The organism is Noviherbaspirillum sp. L7-7A, from assembly GCF_019052805.1.
GTDB lineage: Bacteria > Pseudomonadota > Gammaproteobacteria > Burkholderiales > Burkholderiaceae_D > Noviherbaspirillum_A.
Genome location: NZ_JAHQRJ010000002.1, coordinates 282,759 through 305,290, shown reverse-complemented (window position 1 = coordinate 305,290; position 22,532 = coordinate 282,759). Strand labels below are relative to the sequence as shown.

At 54.9% G+C, this 22,532-nt stretch carries 25 protein-coding genes and 1 pseudogene; 13 read left to right on the top strand and 13 right to left on the bottom strand.

The window, feature by feature from the left end; genetic code table 11:
* The first annotated feature begins 117 nt into the window (after positions 1–117).
* On the top strand, positions 118–1,263 hold the full coding sequence (locus KTQ42_RS19670; protein WP_217347304.1) for an alpha/beta hydrolase: 1,146 nt from the start codon (positions 118–120) through the stop codon (positions 1,261–1,263).
* 878 nt (positions 1,264–2,141) lie between these two features.
* On the opposite strand, the gene KTQ42_RS24040 is transcribed toward KTQ42_RS19670, so the two are convergent.
* Together KTQ42_RS24040 and KTQ42_RS19655 are read right to left on the bottom strand one after the other, a co-directional pair.
* The gene (locus KTQ42_RS24040; protein WP_249223009.1) at positions 2,142–2,495 is read right to left on the bottom strand and encodes a hypothetical protein; all 354 of its coding nucleotides are present in this window, start codon (positions 2,493–2,495) and stop codon (positions 2,142–2,144) included.
* A 50-nt stretch (positions 2,496–2,545) separates the two neighbouring features.
* Positions 2,546–2,908: a zinc metalloproteinase Mpr protein gene (locus KTQ42_RS19655; protein WP_217347673.1), complete on the bottom strand. Its 363-nt coding sequence runs from the start codon at positions 2,906–2,908 to the stop codon at positions 2,546–2,548.
* Positions 2,909–3,118: 210 nt separating this feature from the next.
* Between KTQ42_RS19655 and KTQ42_RS19650 the strand changes: the two genes are divergently transcribed.
* From KTQ42_RS19650 to trbC, 4 genes are read left to right on the top strand one after another with little or no spacing between them, the layout of a single operon-like run.
* A complete protein-coding gene (locus KTQ42_RS19650) occupies positions 3,119–3,841 on the top strand; it encodes a DsbC family protein (protein ID WP_217347302.1) in 723 nt (240 codons plus the stop codon).
* A gap of 20 nt (positions 3,842–3,861) precedes the next feature.
* Positions 3,862–4,470 (top strand): type-F conjugative transfer system protein TraW, encoded by a 609-nt coding sequence (gene traW / locus KTQ42_RS19645; protein ID WP_249223008.1) that lies wholly within the window; start codon positions 3,862–3,864, stop codon positions 4,468–4,470.
* Between the two features lie 8 nt (positions 4,471–4,478).
* A complete protein-coding gene (locus KTQ42_RS19640; RefSeq protein ID WP_249223007.1) occupies positions 4,479–5,507 on the top strand; it encodes a TraU family protein in 1,029 nt (342 codons plus the stop codon).
* Positions 5,455–6,186: a type-F conjugative transfer system pilin assembly protein TrbC gene (gene trbC, locus KTQ42_RS19635; RefSeq protein WP_249223006.1), complete on the top strand. Its 732-nt coding sequence runs from the start codon at positions 5,455–5,457 to the stop codon at positions 6,184–6,186. Before KTQ42_RS19640 ends, trbC begins: the two co-directional genes overlap by 53 nt.
* 262 nt (positions 6,187–6,448) lie before the next feature.
* Here the strand turns inward: trbC and KTQ42_RS19630 are convergent, their stop codons facing one another.
* The 7 genes from KTQ42_RS19630 to KTQ42_RS19600 all read right to left on the bottom strand — a co-directional run bounded on the left by KTQ42_RS19630 (position 6,449) and on the right by KTQ42_RS19600 (position 12,164).
* Entirely contained in the window at positions 6,449–7,897 is a 1,449-nt protein-coding gene (locus KTQ42_RS19630; RefSeq protein WP_217347299.1) for a lipase family protein, read from the bottom strand.
* Entirely contained in the window at positions 7,897–8,826 is a 930-nt protein-coding gene (locus KTQ42_RS19625; RefSeq protein WP_217347298.1) for a tyrosinase family protein, read from the bottom strand. The genes KTQ42_RS19630 and KTQ42_RS19625 overlap by 1 nt, the downstream gene beginning before the upstream one ends.
* Before the next feature lie 75 nt (positions 8,827–8,901).
* Positions 8,902–9,348: a hypothetical protein gene (locus KTQ42_RS19620; RefSeq protein ID WP_217347297.1), complete on the bottom strand. Its 447-nt coding sequence runs from the start codon at positions 9,346–9,348 to the stop codon at positions 8,902–8,904.
* A 376-nt stretch (positions 9,349–9,724) separates the two neighbouring features.
* On the bottom strand, positions 9,725–9,976 hold the full coding sequence (locus KTQ42_RS19615) for a hypothetical protein (protein ID WP_217347296.1): 252 nt from the start codon (positions 9,974–9,976) through the stop codon (positions 9,725–9,727).
* 380 nt (positions 9,977–10,356) lie between these two features.
* Positions 10,357–10,668 carry a hypothetical protein gene (locus KTQ42_RS19610; RefSeq protein WP_217347295.1) on the bottom strand — a complete coding sequence of 104 codons (312 nt, stop codon included), beginning with the start codon at positions 10,666–10,668 and terminating at the stop codon, positions 10,357–10,359.
* A 114-nt stretch (positions 10,669–10,782) separates the two neighbouring features.
* On the bottom strand, positions 10,783–11,421 hold the full coding sequence (locus KTQ42_RS19605) for an RES family NAD+ phosphorylase (protein ID WP_217347294.1): 639 nt from the start codon (positions 11,419–11,421) through the stop codon (positions 10,783–10,785).
* Positions 11,421–12,164, bottom strand: a complete 744-nt coding sequence (locus KTQ42_RS19600; protein ID WP_217347293.1) for a hypothetical protein — start codon at positions 12,162–12,164, stop codon at positions 11,421–11,423. The genes KTQ42_RS19605 and KTQ42_RS19600 overlap by 1 nt, the downstream gene beginning before the upstream one ends.
* A gap of 721 nt (positions 12,165–12,885) precedes the next feature.
* Here KTQ42_RS19600 and KTQ42_RS19595 point away from each other — a divergent pair.
* Positions 12,886–13,923, top strand: coding sequence for a site-specific integrase (locus tag KTQ42_RS19595; RefSeq protein ID WP_217347292.1), 1,038 nt, complete (start codon positions 12,886–12,888; stop codon positions 13,921–13,923).
* 92 nt (positions 13,924–14,015) lie between these two features.
* Positions 14,016–14,267, top strand: a complete 252-nt coding sequence (locus KTQ42_RS19590) for a hypothetical protein (protein ID WP_217347291.1) — start codon at positions 14,016–14,018, stop codon at positions 14,265–14,267.
* 46 nt (positions 14,268–14,313) lie between these two features.
* Here KTQ42_RS19590 and KTQ42_RS19585 read toward each other — a convergent pair whose 3' ends face one another.
* Both KTQ42_RS19585 and KTQ42_RS19580 read right to left on the bottom strand, forming a co-directional pair.
* Positions 14,314–14,643, bottom strand: a complete 330-nt coding sequence (locus KTQ42_RS19585; protein ID WP_217347290.1) for a hypothetical protein — start codon at positions 14,641–14,643, stop codon at positions 14,314–14,316.
* A 150-nt stretch (positions 14,644–14,793) separates the two neighbouring features.
* The gene (locus tag KTQ42_RS19580; RefSeq protein ID WP_217347289.1) at positions 14,794–14,982 is read right to left on the bottom strand and encodes a hypothetical protein; all 189 of its coding nucleotides are present in this window, start codon (positions 14,980–14,982) and stop codon (positions 14,794–14,796) included.
* 66 nt (positions 14,983–15,048) lie between these two features.
* Here KTQ42_RS19580 and KTQ42_RS19575 point away from each other — a divergent pair, with 66 nt between their 5' ends.
* The 3 genes and pseudogenes from KTQ42_RS19575 to KTQ42_RS19565 form a co-directional block, all read left to right on the top strand.
* Positions 15,049–15,393 carry a DUF3150 domain-containing protein gene (locus tag KTQ42_RS19575; protein WP_217347288.1) on the top strand — a complete coding sequence of 115 codons (345 nt, stop codon included), beginning with the start codon at positions 15,049–15,051 and terminating at the stop codon, positions 15,391–15,393.
* 68 nt (positions 15,394–15,461) lie between these two features.
* A protein-coding gene (locus tag KTQ42_RS19570) for an IS5 family transposase (RefSeq protein ID WP_217344550.1) occupies positions 15,462–16,222 on the top strand; the annotation gives its coding sequence in 2 pieces (ribosomal slippage) (positions 15,462–15,786 and positions 15,786–16,222; 762 coding nt in all).
* Positions 16,223–16,243: 21 nt separating this feature from the next.
* A pseudogene (locus KTQ42_RS19565) lies at positions 16,244–16,876 on the top strand (DUF3150 domain-containing protein); the annotation flags it as partial.
* Between the two features lie 74 nt (positions 16,877–16,950).
* On the opposite strand, the gene KTQ42_RS19560 reads toward KTQ42_RS19565, so the two are convergent.
* The gene (locus KTQ42_RS19560; protein WP_249223005.1) at positions 16,951–17,643 is read right to left on the bottom strand and encodes an XRE family transcriptional regulator; all 693 of its coding nucleotides are present in this window, start codon (positions 17,641–17,643) and stop codon (positions 16,951–16,953) included.
* 339 nt (positions 17,644–17,982) lie between these two features.
* On the opposite strand from KTQ42_RS19560, the gene KTQ42_RS19555 reads away from it, so the two are divergent.
* Positions 17,983–18,954: a hypothetical protein gene (locus KTQ42_RS19555; protein WP_217347286.1), complete on the top strand. Its 972-nt coding sequence runs from the start codon at positions 17,983–17,985 to the stop codon at positions 18,952–18,954.
* Here the strand turns inward: KTQ42_RS19555 and KTQ42_RS19550 are convergent.
* The gene (locus tag KTQ42_RS19550) at positions 18,929–19,273 is read right to left on the bottom strand and encodes a hypothetical protein (RefSeq protein WP_217347285.1); all 345 of its coding nucleotides are present in this window, start codon (positions 19,271–19,273) and stop codon (positions 18,929–18,931) included. The two genes, KTQ42_RS19555 and KTQ42_RS19550, sit on opposite strands and share 26 nt — an antisense overlap.
* Here KTQ42_RS19550 and KTQ42_RS19545 point away from each other — a divergent pair.
* Both KTQ42_RS19545 and KTQ42_RS19540 read left to right on the top strand, forming a co-directional pair.
* On the top strand, positions 19,272–19,586 hold the full coding sequence (locus KTQ42_RS19545) for a hypothetical protein (protein ID WP_217347284.1): 315 nt from the start codon (positions 19,272–19,274) through the stop codon (positions 19,584–19,586). The genes KTQ42_RS19550 and KTQ42_RS19545 overlap by 2 nt on opposite strands.
* Before the next feature lie 36 nt (positions 19,587–19,622).
* Positions 19,623–22,319 carry an HD domain-containing protein gene (locus KTQ42_RS19540; protein WP_217347283.1) on the top strand — a complete coding sequence of 899 codons (2,697 nt, stop codon included), beginning with the start codon at positions 19,623–19,625 and terminating at the stop codon, positions 22,317–22,319.
* Positions 22,320–22,532: the final 213 nt, after the last annotated feature.

Genomic DNA, 22,532 nt, shown 5'->3' with positions numbered 1-22,532 from the left:
CGGCGACCTCCTGCACAAGAAAATTGGTGAACAACGGCTTACGCGCGCCAAGTCTTGTTCGCCCTCACCAGTTCATGCACTCTAAAACATGACAAACCAATTTAGAAGGAATGTTGAATGTACCTGATGCCCCTGTCGTTTTTACTGGCTATAGTTGCTGGCCTTATTTCAATAGCCTTTTTAGTAGGCGGTATCTATATCGTTTGGGCGTGGTATATCGGTGAGTTGACTGCCTTGAGTTGGCTGGTTTCCGGAATCGTAATGCTGCTGTGGTCGGCGTTCGGTCGCTCACTCGTACTGATGTTCTATCCGCGGGGTAACGACGAGCCTCGTGTTCACCGCAGTGAGCATACCGAAAAGATAGAAGGGGCTGACGGTAGTATCCTGCACATTGAATTTGAAGGCCCAGTCGACGGACCGGCTATTATCTTGACGCACGGCTGGGCGCTGGACAGCACGGCTTGGTATTACATACGCAGGGAGCTGTCTAAACGATATCGCCTTATTCTATGGGACTTGCCAGGGTTGGGGAAGTCAACTCAGCCCTCTGATGGTCGCTATTCTGTGGCGCGGCTTGCCGAAGATTTACGTCTTGTCATCGAGAAAACAGGTGATAAGCCGGTGACCCTTGTTGGTCATAGCATTGGCGGCTTCATGATGCTTACCCTTTTCCGTCTGCACCCTAATCTGTTCAAGCAGAAAGTGAACGGGATGGTATTTATGGACACCACGCATACTTGGCCTCTAAATACAGTAATGGCGGGCGGCCTGCTCCGCGTACTGCGTTGGCCAGTCATCGAGCCGTTGCTGGTTCTCACAATCGTGCTGTGGCCGCTAGTATGGCTGATGGACCTGCAAAGCTATTTCAACGGCAACAGCCATATTATCAACCGTATTACCTCGCTTAGCCACGCTGTCACACGTGGGCAGCTCGATTTTGCTGCCACATTCAATCTTAAGGATAAGCCATCGGTATTGGCAAAAGGACTCCGTGCCGTACTTCGTTGGGATGAGACGGACACACCAAGGAAAATTTTCGTTCCAACAGCTGTAATCGCCGGCGATGCAGATCGGCTAACAAAACCGGAGGCAGGCAAAGAGATGGCCGCCCTGATTCCCAATGCCGATTTTTTTATGGTCGTTCCGGCGGGCCATAACGGAATTCTTGAAGAAGGCAAACAATACAGCGACGCAATTGCGCAGTTGGTAGAAAAAGTATCATCTACTTCTTCTAGCAAGGTGCGCTCCTTCGTTCCAAAGTAAGCGCATGTGGATAGGGCACCGGGAGGGCCTTGACTGTGTGTCCGACGCCCTGTCCCTATTCAGGGTTTGCTTACCGCTCTGAAAATCCTGGCCGTATTTAGCAAGACAGCAAGCTAAGCAAAACGGCTATCGTTAGCGCGTGGCGCTTGTCGTATTGCGCGTAACAGTATGGTCGTTATGCTTGCGACGCAGGCCTAACAGGCCTGCAAGGCCAAGCAAACCAATCCAGCCATAATCGCGGTCTTTTTCACGGGACGTATCAGAGACGGTTTGCGTGCTCGTGGCACCCGTATTGGTTCCAGTGGTACCGCCAGTGCTAGTGTCAGTGCCAGCGCCAGTGGTTGACTGCGCCAGGACTGGCATTGTGCAAGCCAAGCTCAAGGAAACGGCGGCAAAAGTACGACTAATAGGAAAGGATACAAATTTCATAGTGCCTCCAATTAATTTAAAATTAATGAAAAATAAACAACGAGGCAGCCCATCTTACGGACATGATTTTAAAAAACCACCCCGCGGACCACTGAAGGGCGTGTAGGAGAACCCCTGCAGAGCGTAAAAAGTTTTCGCATTCGCGTGTTGCTTAGTAAGAAAAATCTACGCCCTTACTGAGCGTTTAGGCAAACGCTTCGCTGCTTTGTAATTTGTGGCGTGACACTGGATAAGGCTGATGTAATAACCGTTGGACGCGCCTTCAGTGGCAGTCGCGTGATTGCAATTAGATTAGGACCTAGCTGGTATGCGACCAGTAGCCACTACAGCAGGACAGCTGCAGGTGGGATCCTGATCATCCATTCTCGCTCGCACGTTCCGCGCAGCATTGAAGTGCGCCTGAAGAACGTCCCCGTTGGACGGTAAAACTTGTCGCCATCGCGCTTGCCTTACAGCAAACCGGTGAACGAGTCTATTGGCGACGTATAGGCGGTATTGACGACGACATGCGTCGCTTCACGCTGCGTACCTACTTCGTCAAGCGCCTGCGCCAACACTCCTTTGGCCCATGCACTCATGCGGCAGTTGTATTGCCGCCATTGGTTCTTGCTCCTGATTGGAGAGGTTAAATCTTCCGATCCAACCACAGCAGCCTTGTCGACGATGCTGTGGGCAGCTTGGTACGCGATCGTGCGCAAATGCTGCTGCGCTCGCTCACGCCGGTTCCCCAGCTTGATCCACCCAAGGTTATTCGCCCGGATGCAGTCTGCTTTGGCGATCCGGCCTGCGGCCCGGTACGCCACGCCTTCTCCAGCGCATGCAGGCGGTTACGGGCCTGCCGGTCTTAGCGACCTTATCGCTGTAAGCCGTTATGACCGTGCCAAACTTTTCTTAGTACGAATTCCCAATCGTAGTATCCGCGCTGGGGTGGGGTGCCGACGCGGCGCGGCCACTGGTGAAATTGCTCATGGACCAAGGTCGGCAGCGCATCTTCCACGGGCTGGGTGGCGAAGTACTCCCGGTTCAGGGCAATCTCATCACTCTTCGTGTCCTCCCGGCTCACGAACCGCTCGAAGCTGAAGTAGCCGATCAAGCACGACTTTCTTTGCAGCGTGAAGAGACATCCTGACAGGGTGCCTCCAAACAGACGTTCGTTAAAAAAGTCGTAGGCATGCGACAACTCGTCGTAGTCCTGTTTGGTCAGCAGGTTCTTCATGCTGATAAGGATGGTGGATTGTGCAATCCAAAAGGTAATGACGTATTTTAATCATACATGTAACGTATCGGCATTCGTTTTGTATATTTATACTGTATTTATCTTGACTAACATAACAGGTAATTTTAAGATGCTGCACGGAAACTCTTCTAATGCACCTCTATGTCTCCAGTCGGCGGCAGCACCTTCACCCTCTCAGGAATACGCACCATGAAAAAAACTTTGCTCGCGTTGGCGCTGGCCGTCACCTCACTGACCTCACTGGCTGCCCAGCCGGCCATGGACCCGGAAACCGCGATCGTGCTCAACAAGCTCAAGCAAAGCTATCCGGCGACCACCTTCGGCAACATCGAGAAGTCGGCCCTGCCGGGCGTCTATGAAGTCACGATGGGCAAGAACATCGCCTATACCGACAAGGAAGGCCGCTATTTTCTGTTCGGTAGCGTCTATGACATGCAGACCCGTCAGGACCTGACCGCGCCCAAGCGTGAAGCGCTCAACAAGATCGATGTGACCAAGCTGCCGCTAGCGGACGCCTTCATGAGCAAGCGCGGCAGCGGTGCCCGCACCATCTACGTCTTCACCGATCCGGACTGCCCCTACTGCAAGAAGCTAGAGCCGGAACTGGCCAAGCTTGACAACGTCACGATCTACACCTTCATGTTCCCGATCGACTCGCTGCACCCGGATGCGCGCAACAAGGCCGAATCCGTGTGGTGTAACAAAGACAGGCAGGGCGCCTGGAATAACCTGATGCTCAATGGTCAGGTTCCGGAGTCGAAGAAATGCGCCAATCCGGTGGAGCGCAATATCGCGCTGGCCGAGAAGCTCAACATTCGGGGCACCCCGTTCCTGATGAGCGCAGACGGCCGCTCCCTGCCCGGTGCAGCGCCTGCTGAGAAAATTATCGCATGGCTGGAAGGCAGCCAGTAATGCGTCCAATGCGGGCAACCTTGCTGATCGCGGCCGCCGCGGCGGCGATCCTCTCTCCGGTTGCTCGCGCAGAGCAGCTGGGCACCTACGGCAATACCTGGGAGATCACCGAGCCGGATGCGGTCGAATCCATCAAAAGCCGCCTGACGAAGATGGACAAGGGCGGCAAGATGAAGGCGTTCTGGGAAGACTACCGGGACAAGCAACTTGATGGCGTGAACAATCCGCAGCCACTCCCCGGCATTTCCAAGGTCAGGGAAGCAAAGACCTGGACGTTCGATCCGACGTACACCTTCACCGAAACCGCCAAGGACAACCTCGGCAATGTGCTGGTCCCCGCTGGTACGAAGATCAATCCCCTCGACTACACCCAACTGTCCAAGGCCATCGTGTTCATCGATGGCCGCGACGAGGCGCAAGTGGCCTATGCCAAACAGCGCACCGACGCCAATCCGAAAGACAAGGTCGTGCTGGTGGGCGGCTCGTACGTGAAGTTCACCCGGGAATGGAAGCGCCCGGTGTATTTTGATCAGCGCGGCATCCTGGTGAAACATTTCAACATCCAGCGCGTGCCGGCTGTCCTGTCGCAACGGGGCAAGCAGCTGGTCATCGAGGAATTGGCATTATGAAAAAACGATTGGCAGCATGGCTGCTGGCTGCCTGCGCGGTCCTGCCTAGCGTCTCCCGCGCGGACGACCTTTGTACAGGCAAATTCCCAAACCTGATCACCGAAGTCTGCTGGTCCTGCGTCTTTCCGATCAAAATGTTCGGCAACGTGACCTTGCTGAGCGGCGGGCAGGAAGATTATCAGTCCGGCCCAAGCCAGGCGGTGTGCACCTGTACCAATGGCGGCCTGCCCAAGGTAGGCGTGCCGACCTCGTTTTGGGAAATGGACATGATGACCGATGTCACCTCGACGCCGGGATGCTTCCCGATGCTGGGCGGTGCGCGAATCAATATTGGGGTCAATTCCGACGCTTTCGGCACGGACCAGAAGCACCGGCGCCACGCTTCGGCTTCCGGCAAATCCTCCTTCCGCCAGGTCAACCTGTACCTCAATCCCGCTATGTATGTGCTGGGCGCGGTGCTGGATGACGCCTGCCTGGACAATCGTGGCATGGACGTACCGTGGGTATCGTTTGCCGACCCGACGCACAACGATGACGAACTCGCCGGCATCCTGACCCCCTATGCCTTCCCGTTCGGCAGTTTACTGGCCATTGGTGCCAACACGGCCGATGCGGTGGCGGCGACCGCAGGGTTTCCGATTCAGGAGATCTTTTGGGCGGCCGGCGCATACGGCCAGATGTATCCGCTGACGGGGAACAACAACAGCCATGTCAGCAACGAGCAGTCGGCACGGCTGCAGACGGCGCGTGTTCTGGCTAAGCTGCATGCGGCCGGCACCCAGTGGTCCGCCGCCGGCGAGAGGGCGATGTGCGGCTATTACCCGCAGATCATCATGGACAAGCGCCAGTACAAGTTCCAGCGCCTGGCCCCGATCCCGCAGACCAAGAAAATCAACGGCCGCTGCTGCGATCCGATTGGTCGCTCAACCATCCTGGCCGAGTCCGGCACGCAGGCTCCCTTACCCAACATGAGAGATTTTTCCTATGCGATTTTTCGCAAGCGCGACTGCTGCAGCGGTGTTACTCCTGGCCCTTGAACTGACAGGACTTTCTGCCGGCGCGAATGCACAGGGGCTGCCCTCGGATGCAGAGATTAAGGCGCAGATGGCTAAGCAGCGAGCCAACACCATGGAAGCCTTGAAGTCGAGTCCGGGGCAGGGCGCTCAGGCTGGCAACTTCAAGACCGATGTGCCGAAGGTGTCGCCGGCGCCGCAACGCACGCAAGATCTGGATGCGCTGGTGATGCAATACCAGACGGGGAAACCGGTCGACCTGCCCAAAAGCAGTCATGACCTGATCGTGTTCGTGTCGTTCTCGATGCCGCCAGATATCCTGAAGGAACTGGCACGACAGGCCAGGGAGACTGGCGCTGTGCTGGTGCTGCGCGGTTTCAAGGACGAATCGCTGGCCGCGACCAAGCAGGCAGCGCTCATCATGAACCAGGCCGGCGCGGAATGGGATATTCACCCCGACCTGTTCAAGTCGTTCAAGGTAACAAAGGTACCAACGTTTGCGCTGGCCGCGGCGGATGCCAGTTCGGTGTTGGAAGATGGTTGCGCACCCGAGACAACCTACGCGACTATTTCCGGGAACATTTCCATTCAGGTTGCGCTGGACACGATCCGCCGGCGGGCCAGCAAACCGATTGCGATGCTGGCCGAAGCTCGGTTAGAGCGCATCCGGCTGTCGGGCCGTCCCGGTTCTGTCGTGCGGTAAGCCACAACCCTACCGGGAATGAAACAGAGCATCTACATCGATCTGCTGTGCTGCAATGCAATATTGCATTTTGTTTATTTTTTTGAACGCCTCGTGGAGCATGAGGCAATAGTTCATTCATCGCCTGCAGAATGCACCAGACTTGCCTTCTCTACTAGCGGGTTTCGACCTGAAATGGCTGTTAACCATATTTTTACAACCAGCAGCGTGCAGATATCAATGCAAGAAGATTGCGCGCCGATATGACATTTTCTGTCTGTAGTTAATGTGGGGCTTGCTGACTAAGTATTTTCTTGGGTTTTTCTTTGTTAAACGTTTTCGCCTCCGGCTGATCAATCGATTCTAGATTTTCAGTTGCGGCTTTATACAATATTTCTTTGGTCATGGTTCTATTCCAATATCCAGTATGAGCGGATAGTGGATTCCATATCTTTTCTTCGTCCTGGAAATTTCTAACACGTCGCTGCGCATTCGTGCAGTTTGGGTCGTCATAATATTCGAGTGATCCAGCTACGATGTCACCATGGTTAAAAATGTTAATCCACCAGCCAGGACGAAAAGCGTAACTTTGCACCATAGGTTGTACAGCGTTCGCCATTGCCTCGCGCACCACAGCATTTTTTAGATGTTGCCTGAACAAAAAAGCAGTTTTATCCAACGGTGACCCTAAAGTGATCAATGCCTCAGTACGAGCTAATGCGGACATGCTGTCGGATAAAATTTGGTCATTTCGCACGATAGTGTTGAGTGTGTCATAAGCCAAAACCGATCCTAGTGAGTGACCTACTATTACCACTTTCCGGTACGCTAATTCGATCTCCATTGCACCAGGCTTAGCCGGATCATTCACTGCATTATTATTGAACTGCGGCAAATTGACACTTGTATAGATGGTCTTGGCTATTTGATAGCCGATATCTTTAATTTCTTCGCGTATCCGCCAAAACCGGTTGACTTCATTTCCGCTGACATAGATCGCGACATCTCCGATATATTGAAGAACAAAATTACGGAATTTTCTTAATAAAAACCATGCGATACCAATAAGGGCGACTGTTATGAAATTGAATCTCAAAGCGGAAAAGTCAAAACTTTTTGGTTCGTGTATGGTACTGACGAGATAGGTAAATATCGTTGTGGATGCCGCTAAGAAAAGAAGCGGTGCAAGCACGAGTAACAGCAAGGCAATTAGCAAAAAAGTGTTTCGCTCAACAGGAAGCCATTTCAGGTCGCCGAATATCCACCGGTCGAAGCGCCCGTTGATGCTCGCTTTTAGTCCTATCCACCCAGAGCGCAGCAAGAATGCGGCAGTTTGCCAATACGTAATTCCGCCTTCTGTGACTGGTGCCCAGTAAGCCTCATACAAGTGCAGGACTTGCCGCGTTTGGCCAGAAGCTGACTTAAGCGTGATCTCAACGCGCGAAATAAGATTTTCTTTTGCGTCGACCTTGAGCATGCGTCCGACGATATCGGCGTGCCCCCCTTGCTCGGTATTGGCATCGCAAATTGCCTTAGCAACGCAGTCAAGCGTCTCGAAAGGCACCTGCTGTCCCATGCCATGACAGATGAGAAACGCAATCGGCCCATTTTCTGGCACGATGGGCTTGCCCATCTCGGGCTGATACTGCGGCATGTAGATTGGTGAGCCAATTTCAAGCTTCCAAGATCGCATCGCATTTCCCTTTGCACATGACAAGAAAGAACTGATCATCAGATCGCTAGAGAGTCGTAGGTATAAAATTCTGAAACATCTAGCATGTCCGCTGGTGTGGAACTCGGCGCCAACAAGGAGAGCAATTCATCATTGATACGATGTCCGCTCAGGCTCGCTGGTGCAGATTGCGGTGGAAGATAGACCCGTCCATGGCCTTGAGGCGAGGGTTGCATCCAGCTCTCCCAAATCCGGTCCACGTTACAATGATTCAAATAAAAGACCGGATCGTTTGGGGAGGTCGACGGCAACATGTCTCCACCAACGAAGACATGTACCCGGTTATGCAACCCTGGCGCTGGAATTTGAGGACGGTTTTGCCAGCCTTCCAGTAAGTTACGGAATCCGCTCGACGCCGTATTCCATGGCGCAGCATCAAATACGGATTCATTGATGGTGAGTTGTGTATGGACTTTGGTGGGCAAGCGGTTGGTGGCAGTCTGGCCCTGCATCACGCTCCCCAATGTTCGGCGCATGCCACGACTGACTTGCGTTAGCGTGCCATTAGCATTGGCGACAACACGTATCCGCCAACTCGTCCCGTCGTTCGCATTGTAAGCAAAGGGGCCGGTTGTTATCGGTGTGCCGGTTCCGCCCATACAGTTGGCACGCCAGATCGCCGCCGTCCTTTGCCGGGCGGGGGCCAAGTTTCCATCAGCTGCCCAATCCCAGTAGGGCAAGCCAAAATCAAGGTCATTTCCAAGCACCCGTTGAATATTCATTTCCATTTGCAACAACATGAAGCGGTGCCAAGGCAAAAAAACCGGACCGCGATGTGCGGCATTGCGATCACTCTGGTTCGCTGGTGTAAACGTCATCATTGCGACATGGTGCCAAATGACAAACAGATCGTAGGTGCTGATCGGCGTTGTTGGGCCGGCTATGTTCAAATCGGAAGTCGTCGTTCCCGGAAATTCATTTTTCAGCAACTTGACACCCCTGATAAATTTATCTCGGGCCGTAGCATTTATTAAAATGTTCGCTCGAATTCCCATGACAGTCCCTTATTTCCCATTACCATTGACGTCGTGTTTTTTGGGTTTTGATGATCCATCCCGTTTGGGCTGCTCACTGCTTTTGGCCGGCATGTGCCCGTGATGGTGTTCCGGGCTCGAATGGTCGTTTTCGAAATCGTCGGGAAAAACATCGACAAGTTGCTTGACCAAATCAATCGCGGAGGCAAAGCTCAAGTTAGGAATAGGGTGATAATGAACTTGGCCATCATTGGTAACGGCAAGATGTCCACTAATCGGTTCTCCGTCAACTTCGATTTGATACGTTGTTTTGATGACGATACGGTGACCGTTGTATTCAGCCTCTCGAACCGACTCTGAAGCGTGGTGCCCGTGGCTTCCAGGACTTTTCTGGTTTTCAAACAGTTCACTTTGTTTTTTGATGTACGAATTGATGGTCGTTTCGGTTGGACGGGTAATCGGCTTTTTGTTAGTCACGGTATAGCCCCTTTCATCGGAGAACGTGCCCACTCATTGCCATGGCATCCACACGCCGAGTCCGATATCGGCGCGTATCTGCATAACAGAAAAAGGTGATCGAGACCTTTCGCTCCGGCAGAAAAGCGTAGTTGCACCCTGTCGCGTCGCTCATTCTTTGCAATTGGTTCGATCATTGTCTTGACGGTGCCGAAATGGAAATTGGGCCACGCCTCGTTAGCGATGCACTCCACACGGATGCCGGCGTCGCATTCGAAATCGCCATGATGGAACTCTACGGTTTCACACGCTTGTCCCCGATGTTCGGGACATGGGCATCCCTTCTGCGCAAAACATTCGCAGCCGCATCCGGAGTGGTCGACCGCATGTCTGCCGATCAGGATTGCCATTCCGCCGATGATGTCCCGACCATCCGGGATGAAAGGGAACATGCGTCGTTGAAAGCATAGATCGGTGCGGCTATCCATGCCGTCAAGCTCCGTGCAATCCCTGAAATCGCACCACCGCCTTTTGGCAGAGAGATCTGCGGAGCTTCGAACTGCGAAGGCGCGCGCGAAGCGGCTTCACTCGACTCGCTTTCAATGCCGTTCTCGCCCATGGGATCGTCGCCTTTTCTTGACGTCTTCATTCACGCATCGCCGCTGCCCTCATTAAAACTGAGGCTGCCCGGCCTATTTTGTTAAATGTCAAACGATCTGTATCTCAAACCTAACATTGATTGAGCCGCTCATCGTCTTGTGAGAATCGGTGGTGATGGGAATTAGTACCTCATTTCGAATGCTTTGTTGATGCTGCGTGTTTCTTTCTGGAACTCGACTTCTGCTTACTTGCCTTGTCAGGTGAGGGCGTATGCAGGCCTGGCGGATGTGCATTGGAATAAATTGGAGCACCGTGTCATTGCACAGGAACGTAAAATGAAGAGACGGAAGTAGCTTTGCTGCCTTGTAGCCTGAAAATGGAAAAACACCGGCATCGCATGAGCGAATGCCGGGGCAGGGGAGTGAAGGATCAGACAGAATGTGCTTCCTGATCGGTTAGACGGTTGCGGATGGAAAGCCATTCGCGTGCGTCCATTGTTTCGCTCCAGTTGGAGACCGCCTTGCCATTGATCCAGTGGCGAAAAGCCACGCGATAGAGGTTCGGTTTAATTGAAGGAACCGCGGTGTACTCGTATTCGTTAAAGCCGTGAAAATCAATATTAATGACGGAGACGGTTTGCACGGTGAGTAGCCAGTAATAGAAATTGCAGATTATCCGGACAGCGAAGACCAGCCGAAGGCGTGCGGCGAAGCAGGATTGTTGAAAGGTCGATGAGAACATGTACATCTCCTGGAAGGTGCCGAATTGGCGTTGTCGATACCAGGAGATGCGAAACAAGAATTGAGAAATGGAAAGGTGAGCCTTTACGGGAACCGGGATATTTTAGCGTGGGCCTTACTCCCATTCGCCCAGGCTTGGCACTAGGGCAATGCTATAGGCGTCGAGCAGTTCGGCAACTTCCGGCGCCTCAGAGAGATGCACCGATGCGCCACGGCGATCCATCCGGACCCGATCGAAAATCGCCACGGCCGGGCGATTAGTGAACCGTGACGCGTAGTAGATGCCATCAAATTGTGACGGATGCTGATAAAGCGCGTCACTCCAGCGGTTGGGAACGTCGTATTGACCGGTGCTGCATATCTGCATGTCTGCCCCGATGGCAAACAGATCCTTCGTGAGATCCGCCAGCTTCAGTACAGGCTGGGTCGCACAGCCGAGCCGCGAATACATCCGCTCCTCGATCTCGCGTTCTTCGATCATTAATGAGCCTTGTAGCTTGGTCCGAATAACGGTTTCGGCAAGACAGGTGATCAGTTCCGGCGCCGCGTAGAGGACGCCAAAGGCGCCTGTTGCCGAGTCCCAGCGAAAGCGCGTTGTCGACGTCATTGTGCGGTTGTAGAAAATCGGGCTGTGAATCTTGCGATGAATCCGGAACAGGTCTACGGCGGCCAGATTGAATTGCTTTTCCGGTATGCGGCGGTTATCAAGGTCTGCAGGCGGTAAGGGGACTTGGTAGACGTCGTCATTCGCCATCAAGCCGCCCCCTGGTCGCGCGGCAGGCTATCATTGACAGCAGCGATGATCGTGTCGAGCGGCTGGGTTGAATCGAGCAGATAGTCTGCCGGCCGCATGCCTCCTAACGACTCGTTCGGGCGCAGCATGAAATGATGGACGACCCAGCTGCTTGTCTTGCGTGCAAAGAAGGGAGCCAGTGCCATCGCCAGTCGCTCTGGATCGACGTCAAACTGCCAACCGGGATAGCGGAACCCGCGTGATTTTCCTGGCGGCAGCAATGCGTAGACCCTGCCGTCCTGCCGGCGCTGATTGAGTACGCGGTCCGAACAGCCGGCGACAAGACTTGCATCCTCAAGGGTGAGGTTTTCGGGTTTCTTGTATTCCGTGGCGATGAACTGCTGACCACGGGCGCGCGCGTTGGCAAACGGAGAGGGCGGTGCAATGTCTTGCGCACCAGGCGCATCCTGGATCTCGACGTCACCGGTGCCAGGCCGCGCCAGCTGTTCGAGTTGCGCAACCAACGGACGAAACCGCGGATCGGTTTTGCTGATCATTCGCGCCAGTGGCAGGCTCTTGCTGGCCTCGGCCGTTATTTCAGAGTGCAGCGATAACAGCTTGGCGACATGGCCGGAAAAGCGGGCATGGTCGACGGGTGATTGCCACATTGGGCTTTCGGCACTGGCGCGCACCCGGGTCGATGCGCGATGCGCTGTTGTATGGACTTTCACGTGTTTGGTAGCCATGACGCCAGTGTAGTTCATGACTTTCATGACCGCAAGGACCAACAATCCCGTCCCCAATATCAACCGAAAAATGCAACAATCAATCCAGCCGTAGCGCTCAACTAAGAGCGGCTCCGACCACCTCCCGAGCCGTTCCACCGGCCGGTCCCGCCTCACTTTTTTCGTTTTATTTTCTTCTCTTTCTTTTTCTCTTGGCGCAAGCGCCACACCCCGTGACCTATGCCGTTAACCAGCTGTCGGTCGTCCCTGGATCGGCCGCGGCGGCGCCCTGATTTCTTTTTTCCCTTTTGGTCGGTCGTCTCAAGCCTGTCCATGAGACGGGAATGTCGGCTCCGCTTACCTGCTAGCGCTTTTCTCTGATTGCGCATTTGCGGTTTATCTGGTGGCCACGGTTTGTTGAATCCCTTTTTTCCTTTTTTCTTTTTGTATCCTTTCGGGTGCGGCGGTTTCGGGGAAGAGGCGCGCAAGGGAGGTTTTACGGACCGTTGACATATCGAGTTCTTTTCATAGGGTAGGGCGGTCGATCCAGCGGGGTTGGGGTTTGGTTACGGTGCTGGATAGATTATTGCGTTCTTGTCTCCTCTGCCCTGATTACTGTATGCTTGACCAGGTATTGTTTTTTCGATACGGTTGGAATCCTTCTCCCTCCCCTCCTGGGTCGCGGGATCAATCAACCGTCAAGTGCAGAAGAAATAAATGCAGGGCGGCTACGCCGCCCAGCTTGTAGAGGAGTCCTCAGATGGATATGAAAACGCTCGGTTTATACGATCACCCCGATGGCTGGCGACGCGAGCCGGTCGAGGCCTTTGCTGAGTTCGTCAAGTCCGAGGAGTACCTCGACCACGGCCGCCGGCCAGCGGCCACCGACGTCAATAAGAAAAAGCGCCCCTTGCGGGACTCCACCCGCAAGAACCTGGTCCATATGTTCGGCAAGTTCGTCAAATGGATGGCCGGCGAGAAGGTCAACCTCTTTACCGTGACGCCCGACCACATCCTGCGTTTTCTGGATGCCCAGATCACCGGCCGCGGCAAGGGCGACAAAGATATGGTTAGCACCATCCGCGCCCGTCATGTGCGCCTGCTCGAGCGCGTCTACCGGCATCTGGAAATTCTCCCCAACCCTGCCTCGATCGCCGCACACGGCATGTACCGTAACCGCGAAACGGGCGCCGCCGGCGTGGACAAGCCGACCATTGCGCTGACGCGCGAGCAGGAAGCTGCTTTCCTCAAGGCGCTGCCAGGCGAGCCGGGTGACCCCTGCCACAACTGGAAGCGCCGGCGCGACCGCGCCATGCTGGCCCTGGCCATCGGCGCTGGTCTGAAGGTCTCCGAGATCCGCGGCCTCTATGTCGAAAACATTGGGCCGGAGCTCACCGACGGCTCCATGACAATTACGGTCAACCCGGCTGCCTCGCACGGCACCAGCCTGCCGCATGACACTATCCTGCGAAAAGAGTATGTCGGGTATCTGCAGCCCTGGCTCAAGGAGCGGGCTGGCCTCGACGTGCCGGGCAAGTTCCTTTTTCCTGCCGGGTTGCGAAAGAATGAGCGGCTCGACCAGGCCACGCTCTACCGTCAGATCAAGGCGACCTTCGACCGGGCCGACATGACCTCCGTGGATCATCAGGGCGGCCGCACCCTGCGCAATACCTTTGCCGTGCGCGAGCTGGCGCTGGGAACGACCGTCGAGAAACTCTATGACCTGATGGGCCACCGCGACATCAAGACGACCGAGACGTTTATCGGCCTGGTACAGAAGTACCGGCCCGCTGGCTAAACCGGCCCGAATCCCGGCATAACCGATCCCGCCCTAAACGGGATTGAGCCAACCCGCAGCTGCAAGCTGCGTCACTGAGGAGCAGGCGTGGCATGGGACCATACGAGAAAAAGTTGAATGAGTTGGTGGCCCTCACCAATTTCCTGGACGGTACCAGCGGCAGCCGCGCGCTGAAAGCCATTATCAAGGATCTTTCGGGCCATGGTCCGATCTCAGAACTGATCTATACCCTGGACCGGCAGAATTTCGATAGGGTGATTGAACTCTTGGTGGAATTTCGCGACAGAGGACGAAACGAGTCATTTAGCGAACTGCATGAACAAGCCGCCCAGCGTCTGAAATAGACGCCTCGGCCAGACAAAGCAGAGAAAGAGCGAGGGCTTGGTCGGCCTAGAATTCCAGTGTGTCGAGTGTGTTCTGCTGCGCCTGCGCCGCATCGATGGCGGCAAAGTGCGCCCGTTGCAGGCGCTCGATCTCGGCGGCAATCAGTGCCCCGGCCACCACCAGCTGACGCATCCGTGTAGTCTCCACCAGAATCCCGCTCGGCCATTCGGCAGGCGAGAGTGTCAGGGCTTCTACTGCCTGCTTTCTGTTCCTGACTTCCGTGCTGCCGAGCGCAAAACAGGCTGCTGCCGCAGCCAGTTCGCCGGCGGCATGTTCATCGTCATGTATCGCGTCATATCCCATGGCAACCAATGCCTGGCGCTCCGCGGCGATCATCTGAAGTGCCGGCTTGCTGGTTGTACGGTGCACCGCACTGATGCGCTTTGTGCTCTTCGGCTTTCAACATACTTTTCACTCTGATGGCTTGACCTACTCAAGAGGAAGCGTGACCTTTACCATCTACCTTGGGACAACACGAATCCGCCATTAAAGAAACTGCAAATACATATTGGCCGCAAGAGTGGCATCAATGGACTTTTGCTTGCGCTCCTCAAAATACGCTTTTCTGGCATCGCGGTTTTCGGCAACCGTTAACACCGCGTTTGGCTCGCCCAGTTCCTGCAGCATCGCCATTGCAAGGTCACGATAGGCATCCCTCTCAGCGCTGTTGGACATTTCCCATATACCAAGGCCAACGCAAGCGCCTTCCTTTGCAGTTCCAACTCTCAAACGGGGATATTCATGGAAATCACACAAGTACTGAGCAACATGGTTTTGGTCGACATCATCATTGGCGGCTCCACCGGCGAACGCACCCTGGAAGCAGATGATTTCGTTCGTGAAGTCGGCAAAATGCTCCCGCCCAGCACGTTTTCGTGGGTATCAAAAGCGCGTACGGATGCCAAACGCATCATCCTGCGTGTTGGCGCTACCCGGCGTGTCGACAACCGTGTGCGTGGCTACTTTGTTCCTCTGGACCGCGCACAAGCGGTTTCGGATGAATTGAGGATGCTGCGTGATAGCTTTCAAACGCAAAAGGCAGAGTTCCTGCAGGAGCTGCCCAACCTAGGGCGTGTCATCAATTGAACTCTCGGAAATTTGCCCAGTCATTAGCACGTTGAAGTAATGGTTGGGGCGCGTAGCGCTGAGAAGTGATGAGAAGACGTTATGGATTAAGGGATGACCAGTGGGAGCGGCTCAAGGAATGGCTGCCTGGTCGGGAAGGACATGTGGGCCGCACGGCCAAGGACAATCGCCTGTTTGTCGAGGCGGTGCTATATCGCTACCGGGCAGGCATTCCCTGGCGCGATCTGCCGGAGCGGTTTGGGGATTTCCGGGTCATCCATACCCGGCACACTCGCTGGAGCAAAAGCGGCGTCTGGCAACGCATATTCGAGGCGCTAGCGGCCGATGCCGACAATGAATACGCCATGATCGATTCGACCATCGTGCGTGCGCATCAACACAGCGCAGGCGCGAAAAAAGGGGGGCCGAAGTCCAGGCAATCGGGCGCAGCCGTGGCGGGCTGAGCACGAAAATCCACGCCACCGTCGATGCGCTGGGCAATCCCACCGGATTTCATCTGACGCCGGGGCAGGCGCATGATTTGGACGGTGCAGATGCGTTATTGCCCGGCACGCCAGCGGCCACGGTCATTGCCGACAAAGCGTACGATGCCCAGGAGCGGGTCATTGATCGGTTGCTCGACGCTGGCAAAAACGTCGTGATTCCGCCCAAGCGCTGCCGCAAGCAGCCGCGCGACTACGACAAGCACCTGTACCGGGCACGGCATCTGATTGAGCAATTCTTCAACAAGCTCAAGCAATATCGCAGCATTGCTACCCGCTACGACAAAACCGCCCGCAACTTCCTTGGCGCTATCCATCTCGCTGCCGCTGTTGTCTGGCTCAATTGATGACACGCCCTAGTTGAGGAATGGGCGGCCAACCCGCAAAACGCTGTCGAGATCAAACCGGGCCTGACCCGTGCCGATCTGATTCGCAACCACGCACCAAAGGCATCGGACCTAGACAAGCTGCTGCGCTTTGCCATGTCGGCCACGCAGATCCAGTCCTCCCAGTTTTTTGGCGAAGATGATGCGCTGCATACCGAGGTTAACGGCTTGCCTGGTCAGGCAGCGCTGGAAATCGCGGAAGACGTCAGGAAGTCGTGGAAAGGGGCGGCCGGCGGTAAAACCACCTCGCGCGTGCTCGGTCTTGTTCGCCGGATTCGTCAGAAGGCAGATTCGATGGGCATCCTGTCACCCAAGTTCGAGCATCTGCGCGAAGCGTGTGACCGGGTTCTGCGAATGCCACAGACCGGCGCCATCGAAGGGTTGGAGTTCAAGCAGATCAGTGCGCTGCTTGAATACTGCTCGCGACCGGAAAACATCCTGGCAGAGCAATCCATGCGCTTCGATCCACTCGATGTCGAAATGGCTGTTGAACCACCAGCGCAGCAGGCAATGGCAGAAATGGAGCCAGAAACGTCAGCGCCGGCGGAGAGTATTCTGTCCGTGCCGGCGCCCGTGAGCCAGCGACTCGAACAGCATTTCGCTTTCGAGTTTTAACCATAAGCACAAACGCCACCATCTTTTGAATGGTGGCGTTTTTTTTGCTGGTGTCAGACGCGAGCGCTTTTGTCTTATGCCGTGCTTGGCTTTTTGTCTTCCATTCCCAGCTTCTTCGCCAGTGCTGGATGCTCCATTTGCAGCTTGCTCATAAAGGATCGGCCCGCTTCGCGCTCGAACAGCAGGGCAATCAGAATTTTGGTATTTACCGGCAGCTGTGCCCACTCCTCTTTCGACGGCGTCAGCGAGACCCAGTTCGGATCAGCTTGCATGGCTTGGAGCACCATTTCGAGCTCATCTTCCAACGAGCGCTTGGCATAAAAGTCGGTCGGCTCGAAATAGTCGGCCAGAATCATTACCTGCACCGTTGGAATGCCAAGGAATTCGCCGACGCGTTCCAGCTTTTCCTTGCCCGCCGACTTGATCTTGCGGTGGCCATTGCACATGGAATTCCAGTAGATCGTCGTCACGCCCATCAGGTCAGCGATGTAGCGGTCCGGCAAATTCTTCTCGATCAGCGTCCGCTTGATGAGAGTGATCAGGCGCTTTCCTTCTACTTTGCGCTCCCCGTCTTGAATCTCGCTGTCTTCGCTGCTGACATCCATGGCGTCACCAATGAGCGATGCCTGGACTTCCGGCTCGGGGGCGCGTGGAGGCCGGCCGACCTTGCCGGTCTTCCTGGCGACAGGGTTTGGTGATGCCACCACGGCTTTTGCAGTTACTTTTCTTGGCATAGTGTTCTTTCGGTTCAATACGGTCGCTGGCATTGTCGATTCCCGATTCTACAAGCCATCGATACTGACTGAATCAGGAACGATCAATACACTTAGTATTCTACCGCATGTTGTAATCGATACTGCGTTTCTACAACAGTTACCTGAACTGGTTGCCCATCCCCCCTTCGCATAAGCGCAGCACCTTCTTTTCAATAAGAAAAAAAGAAATCGCTTCAATGTATGTTGGTATTACAAAGACGCGTTGTGTATAATTATTTACGTAGAGCAACATCCTGCATCTGGTGTCCGCTTCGCAGTGGGCTGCTTGTCTCATTACCGGCCCCGTTTGGGGGTTTCATTGACTTAAATATAGGAGTTCCCGTGCTTCCAATGGACGCCAAGCGCAATGCCGATTCGTATTCCTACCCGAACGGCATGCTTAATTCAGGATGGATCGTGGGCGTGCTGCGCCTGCCAGGCGAGGGCAAATGCTTCATTCAGCAAACCGCCAGTGAAAACCACATGCTCCCGGTCGAGTTCGACCCCCATCAGGCGCCGCTGCCGCGCGACCTGAAAGAGTGGAATCTGGTCATGGCTTACTGCCACTTCATCGGCGCCCGCGAGAACGACGTGCGTATCGTGCGGGCCAAGAGTATTCGCTTCGAGTCACCCAATCTCATGCACATGGACAAGCGTTTCGCTGAAGATGTCATGCGCAAGTGGTCTGTCAAAGTGCATGCTGCGGCCAAGGATTCCGGTCTGCCGGCTGCCATCGAGGCGGTCGCCAAAGTTTCCGGTGACGTTCCGGCAAAGGAAGAGCGCATGAACAGCGTCGACTGGCGCGTGCTGAAACTCAACAAGAATGCGACCAACACCGTCCAGCTGGCCGGCTTCGTGCAGGCCAAGTCGCTCGAGCGCAATCGCGTCAATGCCGAAGGCAAACCAATGAACGACCGGCTGGTGGTGCTGCTGCGCCAGACCGAAGATCCCGACAAGAGCATCCCGATCCGCTGGTACGGCCGCAACCTGGAGCCGCTAGCCAACACGCTCACCCGCGGCCTGCCCATCAAGGTCCAAGGTGAATATCGTCTCGATGTAAAAGCGCTCGGCGCACCTGATCCAGAGTCTGGCATTGCACCGGTGTCCAAGCTGCCCTACATTGAAGCAAAGGATTTCCCCGGTCCCGTAACGCCGGATTCGGGCCTGATCAAGATCGCCCCTTTCTGGGTCGCCGAAATGCTGCAAATCGGCACCCGCAAGGCGCCGCGCCGCGAAACGCCTGCAGAAGTGGCGGTCCCGAACGGTATCGATTCGGCAGCAATCGTGGCCGAGCTTCTCAACGGCCCTGGGGCGAAAGGTTGATGCCATGGCAGACGTTTGTGATGAAGCCGATACCGCCAATGAAGCTTTCATCGACCGGGGCGTGAAAGCGGCACAGGCCAGCCTCGCGGTCCGCCACTTGGCGCCGACCGGCGTCTGCCACAACAGCCGCTGCGAAGCCGACGTCGAGGGCGGGAAGCTGTTCTGCGACAAACAGTGCGCTGATGAACATGGACGTGCGCAACGCCAGCGGGCCAATGCCGGTACGCGGAACTAGGGATACCGAAGCCACGGCGATGAAGCCAAAACCATGCGAATGGCTTGGCTTGTTTTTATGCAATTGAAGAGGTGCTGGGACCATGAGTAAGATGCTGATCGTGGCGGAAAAGCCATCCGTAGCGAAGGATATTGCCGCCGCACTTGGCGGCTTTACCAAGGTGCAGAACTGGCTGGAGAGCGATACGGCGATCGTCTCCTGCGCAGTGGGCCACTTGGTCGAACTGTTTGCGCCAGAGGCGGCAACGACAGGGCGCGACTTGTCTTCCCTACCCACCATCCCCACCCGATTCGCCATGAAGGTGCTGAAGCCGAGCAAGGCCCAATACCGGGTATGCCGACGGCTACAGGACCACCATGGAAGACAAGGACGGCAAGCCCGTTGCCAAACAAGCTAAACCAACCACCGTGCCGCAAGCAGCAGGAGCCTTTCTATGAACGCCAGAAACCCCATCGTCAAAGCGACCTTCATCGTGTTTTTGTCGATATGGATCCCCATGAATCTCTACACCCTGTGCACGGACCCGGTCTTTTTCTGGGAAAACATTCCGAACATGATCCACGGGGCTTTCGTCACTGTGGTGGGTTGCATCATGGGGGTGGTCATTACGGCCGGGCTGATTCTCCTTGAGCGGTCGCTTGCGCAAATGCGACTACAAGGCGGCAGCTTCAATGGCGTGACGTCCTCGATCGGACCGGTACCCATTCTGGCGCCGCCGGCCAAGCGTGCAAAGGCTAAGGAATGCCTCCCCATTGAAAGCGAGCGGGTGAAACAGTGGATTGAGGCGAACAAGGTCGCCCATCCGGAATATGTCACCCTGTTCATGGCAATCTGGCAAACCCTGTCGGCGCACAAGACCCACCCGGCAAGCCATCGAAAGGGTGGCCATGGCGGGAGAACGCTTGCCCAGCACTGCATGGCCGTGGCGGATACGGCGCTTGAACTCGCGCCGCGTTGGTCCTATGAGGGCGTCTACATCAGGCGCCCGGGAAAGTCGCCCAAGCTGATCATTGCCAAGCGCAACGCAAATTACGTGTTCGATCCGCTTGACCCGATCATTCCGGTTCTGGCGCTGGCGCATGACTTGGGCAAGATCGAAGCCTACAAACTGCAGGCGGACGGCACTGTGCTGACCAGCGAGTCAGGCGTCCAGCAGGACGATCCGGGCGTCAAGCATGATGCGCTCGGCGCTCGCATGCTGGCCCGTATCTCCGAATTTTGGGAGCTTTCGTCAAGAGACACTGAGGCCCTCACTACTGTCATTGCGCACTACCACCATCCGAGCGACTTTCCGGTCGACAAGAATGGGCTTTCTAGGGACGACCGCATGACGGCGTTGTTGGAATTTTTGATTTTGGCCGACAAGACAACGGGGCAGCGGGAAAGCGGTATCAGTGCTGCCACGGCGAATGAAGACACCATCTCCGAAACCGAAGCGGACGAGATCTATACGGCATTTGTATCCTGCGTTACCGAAAAAGGACGCATCAACGGGTCCGGGGACAGGGAAACCGACAGAACTTTTAAGATTGGGCAAAAACATGCCAATCTGGTCTATCTACGCGATGGGCAATTGCTTGCCGCGATTTGCCGAAAGCTGGGTGTATCGATTGAAATAGGGAGGGGTCGATTCATCCTGCTGAAGCGCATCCTGCATATTCTTGAAGAAAAGGGCCTTTTATATTCGACCCACAATGGGGTCAACTTCAAGCAATATTTGCCTCTATTTCTCGTCCGTTTCTACCATAGTGAAAGCACGACTGTCATTGCAGACTGGCATCAGACGATCGTTATAACTCCCACTGCCAAGCATACCGAACTGCTTACGCTGGTTGATATGCCTGCGCTGGCTACCGTCGCCAAAGTAGAGGCACCATATTTCTCTCACCTAAACAACGTGCCTAATCCCTTGATATTGTTGGAGATGGTGCGTAAGGCATTTGGTGACGAGGTGGTCTCGGTGTTGGATAAGGGAATATTTGGCGCTGGATTGCACCAAACCGCTGGCCAGCAAGCGCAATGCCTTGAGCCTTCCTTAGGGATTGCGTCGTCCGTGCTTTTTGTCTCTTCGTTAGAGTCGGTAGATGCTAGTCAGTCAAACAAAGGCGCTTTGCAATCATCACGCCAGTCTGGCCTGAACCCCTCTAGCACTGTTTCCACCGTGCTGCCCCAAGCAGTCCCGTCAAAGCATCCACAGGTCATTGCTCTGCCTGCTGTCGAGCAGCCAGCATCCAGTAATCAGAATATAGACTGGAAAAATCTTGATGAAGATGTGAAAAAGAACGGATTTGATACAGCGGCGGTCGCTGAGAGTAAGGCACTAAATCAGTTATCCCCTGCGGCGCTTGAAGACCTGCCGTCAGTAGACGCCAGCTGCGACGATAGTGATCCCCTAGTATCCGACACATCTAGCGAAATTACGCCTGAGGATCTTGATCTGGTGGCTAGCGTGATTGATGGGGAAAACTCATTTTCTGGCTACTGTGAAGCAAGTGATCTAGCTGAAACCTCAGGGGAAGTAGGATTGCCTCTGAGTCCAGAGGTCGCATCTGCAGATAACGAAACGGGCAAACAGGACATTCGTGCATTGGGCATCCCCGAGCAGCACGAAATGGGTACCGCAGTTCAAGATGTTCCCAAAGACCCTGTCTCAGATTACAAGAAACAAAAGCAGGCAGACCGTAACAGCAAAAACCTTGCACAACTGCGCCAAACAGCCAAGCCGGCAGAATTCCTGGAGCTTCTTTCTTCCTCGAAGGCCAAAAAACAAGCTGGCAGTGGCTTGTCGGCTTATCTCGGCGCAGGAAATGACCTGCGGGCGTTAGTGAAGGCCAAAGCAACTGGAAACGGTTTACATTTAGATGCTGCTGCGTCCGACGCAATGAAAGAAGTTATACAGCAGAAGGCGTATCTGGTTTTTCAAAAGCTGATACAGCGCGCAGTTGAGAGCGGCACGCTACATTGTCTTGCCACGATCGATGCCAAATACTTCATTCTCGAATCAATGATCGAAAAAGCTTTTCCAGAAGCGGATATCAATGAGCGCTTACCTACTACCTATGTTGAAAGACGAACCACGAGTGCAGGGACAGTGCTGATTATTCCCGTGGCTACAACGACATATGGCTAATCAATCTACGCGGTCTTCGGCCAGGTGAGATGGCCACATGAGGGGCAAGATGCCCGGCGTGACTGCATGGATCGACTCGTTGCGCGAAGCCTTCGGCAAGGAAATGATCGACAGACTGAAAGCGGACTTAGCAAAAATCTTGTAAAACACTGCAACCGGCCAATTGCAGTCGCTCGATGCAGAGAGACAGAAACAGCTAACGTTTAAAAGGTG